Origin of the sequence: uncultured Methanobrevibacter sp., assembly GCF_900316895.1 — an archaeon.
Classification (GTDB): Archaea; Methanobacteriota; Methanobacteria; order Methanobacteriales; family Methanobacteriaceae; genus Methanocatella.
Map to the genome: position 1 here is coordinate 1 of NZ_ONER01000098.1, position 5,483 is coordinate 5,483.

Genomic DNA, 5,483 nt, shown 5'->3' on the forward strand with positions numbered 1-5,483 from the left:
AAAAAACAGTTCTAAACAAAAATAAGCAAAATAAGTCTTAAAAAAAATAAAAATAAAAAAAAGAAAGGTGATAGATTTAAAAATCTATCCGAAGAGAGCACCTAATCCAGCTGCTGCTTCTTCTTCAGAAGCTTCTTCTTCTTCCTCTTCTTCTTCCTCTTCTTCTTCAACAGCTTCAGCTGCTGCAGGTGCAGCTGCAGGTGCTGCTGCTGCCATAGCAGTAGTTTCCATAGCTTCGTCGATGTCAACATCTTCTAAAGCTGCGATTAATGCTTTGATTCTAGCTTCATCAGCATCAATTCCTGCTGCTTCAATAATACTTTTAACATTTTCTTCGTTAATATCTTTTTCCGCACTGTGCAAAATCATTGCCGCATATATATATTCCATGTTATCACCATTTATTTGTTTTAAAGTGTTTGTTTTTAATATAAAAATTTTAAATTAATTTTAGAATAACAATCCTAATCCGACTGCTCCATCTGTTTCCTCTTCTTCTTCCTCTTCTTCAGGCTCTTCTTCAACAACTTCTTCCTCTTCTGCTGGAGCTGCTGCTACAGCAACGTTGGAAAGTTTTTCAGCCAATTCGTCATCAAGTGCACCTTCACTGTCAGCGACTGCTGATGCGATAGCTAACATCTTAGCCTGTGCGAGTCCGATGATTGGTTCTGAAGTTTCAGAAGTCATTATTGCTGCTTCTACACCGACGTTAATTGCTCTGGTGTATGCAAGAGTAATGATTGTGGAAATAGTTTCGTCAGTAGGTATAGCTGCGTTTACAGATAAGTTGAATGCATTTCTGAATGCATTTTGTACGTCAGCTAATGTTTGTTCTTCATCGATTGCGAGTAAATCAGAAGTGTAAACAGATCCTTCTTCATATACTGCTTTTAAATCTATTCCTACTTCCATAGGATTAATATCCATTCTTGATAAAGTTGCTGCAACTTGTTTGGATACTTCTTCACCAGCTGCGACTACAACAGTTTCCTTTTGAACGCATATTTTTCCTTTGTCGATTTTTGCAGGAATTCCTACTTGTTGCAATTCACCTAAGAATGGACCTGGTTCAAATCCGGTGTCCCCTTCAGGTACGATAATATCGTCAGGTGCAATAGTTCCCGGTTTTGCAGGAGCTGAGGTTTTGCTGTCTTCCAATATTTTGTAGAGTTTGAAAGGATTCATTTCGGTTGCAATAAGTGCAACTTGACCATTCATATGCTCAGATAAATCAACAATGTTAGTTTTTTCAGCATTGCAATCTTCAAAAGCTAAGTCAATAAGGTTTTTCTTGGACATTCTGATTACAGCTTTGCCTTTGAGAGATTTTCTCATTTCTTGGAGCTGTTTTGCAGGAATGTTCATTAAATCGACAATACCGACAACGTCGTATTCGTCAATAATACCTTTTAGCTCTTTAACTTCTTCCTTTTTCCATTCAGCAACATGAGCCATTAGATCACCCTCACTACTGGTCCCATAGTTGTTTTAATAAACATGGACTTTATTTGACTTCTTCCTTTTTCTAAATTGCGGTCCAAGACTGTAAGAACAGTTTCCACATTTTCAGCTATATCCTCGTCTGACATGTCCTGGCTTCCAACAACAACCTGAATACTAGCTTGTGTTTTCACGCCAACTTTGACAGTACTTTGTAATCTTTCTAAAAGAGGATCCAGTTTGATACTTGCAGGCACAGGTTTTGGCATTTTTCCACGAGGACCTAAAACCGGACCGAGGAATCTACCAACGAGTGGCATCATATCAGCTTGAGCTATAAGGAAATCTACAGAGTTAGCCATTTTTTTAGCAGCTTTCCTGTCTTTTCCAAACTCTTCTAAATCCTGTTTGTTGATTACAACGTCAAGACCAGCATCTTTAGCTTGAACAATGAGTTCCCCATCAGCTATGACTCCGATTTTAACATCTTTGCCACGGCCGTTAGGAAGAGTAACTTCCTCATTAAACCTATTTTCTGGCTTTTTGACATCTAAGTCACGGATATTAATAATAATATCTACGGACTCAGTGAAGTTTCTCGGCTTTGATTGTTCTTTAGCCTCCTTCACCGCGTTAACTACATCTTGTGTCATTAATTCATCCCCCATGAACATTTTCTGTTCATTGGATTTTTTTCGGTTTCATGAGATCGATTACAAGAAAAAAATTCTTAAACGATTGCATGAATTAAAAACAGTATATCAATTATAATTAAATTATAACATCATATACACTGTATTTATTAACTTAATTTAAATTTTAAAGGACAATATTTATTCGTTTAAAATATCGTCGTATACTCCAGCATCTACGTCTTTTTGTGCTTCTCTTGGGTCTTTACCATCAACAGATAATCCCATACTTACACAGGTTCCCATAACCTCTTTGACACCGGCTTTGTAATCGTTTGCGAGTAATGAATCGAATTTCATTCTGGCAATTTTTAAAGCGGTTTCAATAGGCACATCATTGATGATGTCTAAACCTGGTTCATGAGAAGCTTTTTCGATGCCTAATTCTTCCATGATGAGTGCTGTGGTTGGAGGAGTACCGATTTCAATTTCGAAATCTTTGGTGTCTCTGTCAACGCTGATGATTACAGGCACTTTCATTCCTGCAAAGTCAGCACTTTTCTTGTTGATTTCTTCAACAACTTGCATCATGTTAATACCGAGAGGTCCTAAAGCAGGTCCTAATGGTGGGCCTGGAGTAGCGGTTCCACCTTCGATAAGAACTTCGACTGTATCTTTAGCCATCAGTCAGCCTCCTTTTGAATTATTCTAATTTGATCAGCTTTAACAGTAACCGGAATAGGTACTGCAGCTTCTATTAACTCAAGAACGACTTCTTCACGTGATTCATCAATACGAACCACTTTTGCTCTTTCACCTTTAAACGGACCAGATATGAGTTCCACAATACTTCCTTTTTGAATTGAGGAAATAATAGGTTCTGGCTTTAAGAATCTTTTCACTTCTTCAAAGGTAATACCAACACTACCTTCTACAACCCCTCTTAAATGTTGTACTTTTAAGTCAGGGTTTCTCAGATCTATCTTTGTTGAAGATTCAACTAGGATATAACCTTTTAAAGATTCTGGAACAAGAATTGCAGAAATGCCAACACCATCAATGGTTCTAGCTTTACGAGCTAAGAGCCTTGCTACATTTCTTTCTTGACCAGCTGAGGTCTTAAGAGCATATATGGAACTGTTAGTATCTTCCATGAAAAATTCACCTATTTTTTTAAATTTTTACTTGTTAATAAAATCATACATTAAGTTAAAAATATTATAAAAGCCATAAATTTCAGAAAAAAATGTCTGAAAAATAAGATTTCTATAATAGTAATAAATATGGTAACTTATAGTATATAAAAGTTTTCAAAAAACAATATATTTTAGGAAAAAATTATGCAATAAAAAAAATTAAACGGATCAAAAAAATAAGGGGGATTGGTTTTATAAACCAATTACGTGACCTAAACAGACGATAATGTAACCGATACCACCGACTACAACAACTCCAAGAGCTGAAATCTTAGCCAAATCAATATATTCGTCCTTATCAGGCTTTCTTGATACTTTTAATACTCTTTTTGCATCTTTCATAAACTTGTTAAAATCTTCTTGTACATTCATTTGAATACCCGAATTATAAAATTTATAATCATAAAAAATATAGTAATAAATACTATATGGCCTAACCATTAATAAAGCTTTGTATTTTTACAAAAAAATAAAAGATAGAATTAGAAGATTCCATCAATGAAATCGTCTAATTGATCGTTATTTGAATCAGCTTCAGGTTCTTCATCAGCATATTCGATATCTGGTGTATCATTTGAAGAATAATTAGATTTAATGCCTGAAACGACCACAGTGGTTCTGACAACATTTTGGAGACTTTCATCAATTTGAGTACCCCAAATGATGTTTGCTTCAGGATCCAATTTATCCGCAACAACCTGAACGATTTTTTCAGCTTCGTGTAATGTTAAATCAGAACTACCTGATATGTTAACTAAAGCGCCGGTAGCATTGGAAATATCAATGTCCAGTAATGGGCTGCTTAATGCTTCATGTACAGATTCTAAAGCTCTGTCGCCAGAATCGGATTCACCCATACCAATCATAGCCATTCCGGAACCGCTCATAATGCTTCTGATATCAGCAAAGTCCAGACTTACAAGACCTTTCTTGGTAATCAGTTCTGTGATTCCCTTAACGGCTCTGCCCAATATCTCATCAGATACCATGAATGCTTTGTTTAAAGGTAAGTTTGGTGCAACTTCCAATAACTTATCATTAGGGATTATAATAACAGTGTCAGCAGATTCCTGAAGTTTTTCTAAACCTTGTTCTGCATTTTCCCTTCTTTTGATACCTTCAGCGGAAAATGGCAAGGTAGCTACAGCAACGGTTAATGCACCTAATTTTTTGGCGATCTTTGCAATGATCGGTGCTGAACCTGTTCCGGTTCCTCCACCAAGACCGCAGGTGACAAATACCATGTCTGCTCCTTCAAGTTCATTTCTGATTTCATCTTCACTTTCTTCAGCGCATTCTTCACCTACAGATGGTTCTCCACCTGCACCTAATCCTTTTGAGGTTTGTCTACCTAAAAGGATTTTTTTAGCTGATTGACTGTAAAATAAATCTTGAGCATCAGTATTTACTGCAATTGTTGTTGCCCCTTCGATACCCATTTCATTTAATCTTGAAATAGTGTTGTTTCCTGCTCCTCCGGCACCAACAACAAAAATATTAGTTTTAACACCTTTCATTATACCTATAAGCTCTTCATCGATATCAGAAGAGAGATTATCAGGTGTATTTTCTTCCATTCTTTGTTCGGATTCTTTGATTGCATCATCTATAAATTTCACAACTTAACCCCACATACTCTGCTATTTAAAATAATTGTTAAATATTTCTATTTTTACTAATATTTAAATGCAACTCATTATTATATAAATATGAAAAAATTTTACACAAATCAAAAGAATTGTTTAATCTTTCGGCATTGCAATAATTTCATGGAATTTCAAATCGAACAGGTTTTTAGCATTGACCGGTGTCAGGATAACTGCAGTGTCAACACCGTGGCCTCTTCCGCCTATTGCTATGATCTTCTCGCCGACAGGAACCAAACCTGCATCGGCAGCCATTATTGAAATTTCCGCTGAAACCTTAACACCATGGCTAAACATTCTCAATGTTGATGCCGACGTCCTCAAGCTTTTTAATCATTTCATCTGATATGTCTGCAACATTATCTTCCTTGAATCCCATATGATGGGTCACGTTGATGATTTCAATGTCCTCATCGTCAAGAGCTGCATATAATTTTAATGCGGACTGGCCGGTTGATGAAGCGATTAAAATCCTTTTAATATCGCCGGAAGATTCCAGTTTGTCTTTAACTGCTTTGATTAAGTCATCTGTGTAGTCATTTCCTTGCTCTTCGAAATATGTGATAAAT

General features: G+C 36.2%; 7 protein-coding genes and 1 pseudogene. All 8 read right to left on the bottom strand.

Annotation, left to right across the window (positions count from 1 at the left end; all coding sequences use genetic code 11):
- Positions 1-84: 84 nt before the first annotated feature.
- Positions 85-390 (bottom strand): 50S ribosomal protein P1, encoded by a 306-nt coding sequence (gene rpl12p, locus QZN27_RS08830; RefSeq protein ID WP_296786567.1) that lies wholly within the window; start codon positions 388-390, stop codon positions 85-87.
- A gap of 60 nt (positions 391-450) precedes the next feature.
- Entirely contained in the window at positions 451-1,455 is a 1,005-nt protein-coding gene (locus QZN27_RS08835) for a 50S ribosomal protein L10 (protein WP_296786570.1), read from the bottom strand.
- Complete coding sequence (locus tag QZN27_RS08840) at positions 1,455-2,108, bottom strand: 50S ribosomal protein L1 (protein ID WP_394346863.1); 654 nt, start codon at positions 2,106-2,108, stop codon at positions 1,455-1,457. Before QZN27_RS08840 ends, QZN27_RS08835 begins: the two co-directional genes overlap by 1 nt.
- 165 nt (positions 2,109-2,273) lie before the next feature.
- Positions 2,274-2,756 carry a 50S ribosomal protein L11 gene (locus QZN27_RS08845; protein ID WP_296786576.1) on the bottom strand — a complete coding sequence of 161 codons (483 nt, stop codon included), beginning with the start codon at positions 2,754-2,756 and terminating at the stop codon, positions 2,274-2,276.
- Positions 2,756-3,226, bottom strand: a complete 471-nt coding sequence (locus QZN27_RS08850) for a transcription elongation factor Spt5 (protein ID WP_292600718.1) — start codon at positions 3,224-3,226, stop codon at positions 2,756-2,758. The genes QZN27_RS08845 and QZN27_RS08850 overlap by 1 nt, the downstream gene beginning before the upstream one ends.
- A gap of 234 nt (positions 3,227-3,460) precedes the next feature.
- Positions 3,461-3,640, bottom strand: a complete 180-nt coding sequence (locus tag QZN27_RS08855; protein ID WP_296786581.1) for a protein translocase SEC61 complex subunit gamma — start codon at positions 3,638-3,640, stop codon at positions 3,461-3,463.
- A 110-nt stretch (positions 3,641-3,750) separates the two neighbouring features.
- Entirely contained in the window at positions 3,751-4,887 is a 1,137-nt protein-coding gene (gene ftsZ, locus QZN27_RS08860; protein ID WP_296786584.1) for a cell division protein FtsZ, read from the bottom strand.
- A 123-nt stretch (positions 4,888-5,010) separates the two neighbouring features.
- Positions 5,011-5,479, bottom strand: a pseudogene (locus QZN27_RS09960) (hypothetical protein).
- Positions 5,480-5,483: the final 4 nt, after the last annotated feature.

Coding starts and splice junctions, on each gene's coding strand:
- rpl12p (WP_296786567.1), bottom strand. CDS start 390: ATGGAATATATATATGCGGCAATGATTTTGCACAGTGCGGAAAAAGAT.
- QZN27_RS08835 (WP_296786570.1), bottom strand. CDS start 1,455: ATGGCTCATGTTGCTGAATGGAAAAAGGAAGAAGTTAAAGAGCTAAAA.
- QZN27_RS08840 (WP_394346863.1), bottom strand. CDS start 2,108: ATGGGGGATGAATTAATGACACAAGATGTAGTTAACGCGGTGAAGGAG.
- QZN27_RS08845 (WP_296786576.1), bottom strand. CDS start 2,756: ATGGCTAAAGATACAGTCGAAGTTCTTATCGAAGGTGGAACCGCTACT.
- QZN27_RS08850 (WP_292600718.1), bottom strand. CDS start 3,226: ATGGAAGATACTAACAGTTCCATATATGCTCTTAAGACCTCAGCTGGT.
- QZN27_RS08855 (WP_296786581.1), bottom strand. CDS start 3,640: ATGAATGTACAAGAAGATTTTAACAAGTTTATGAAAGATGCAAAAAGA.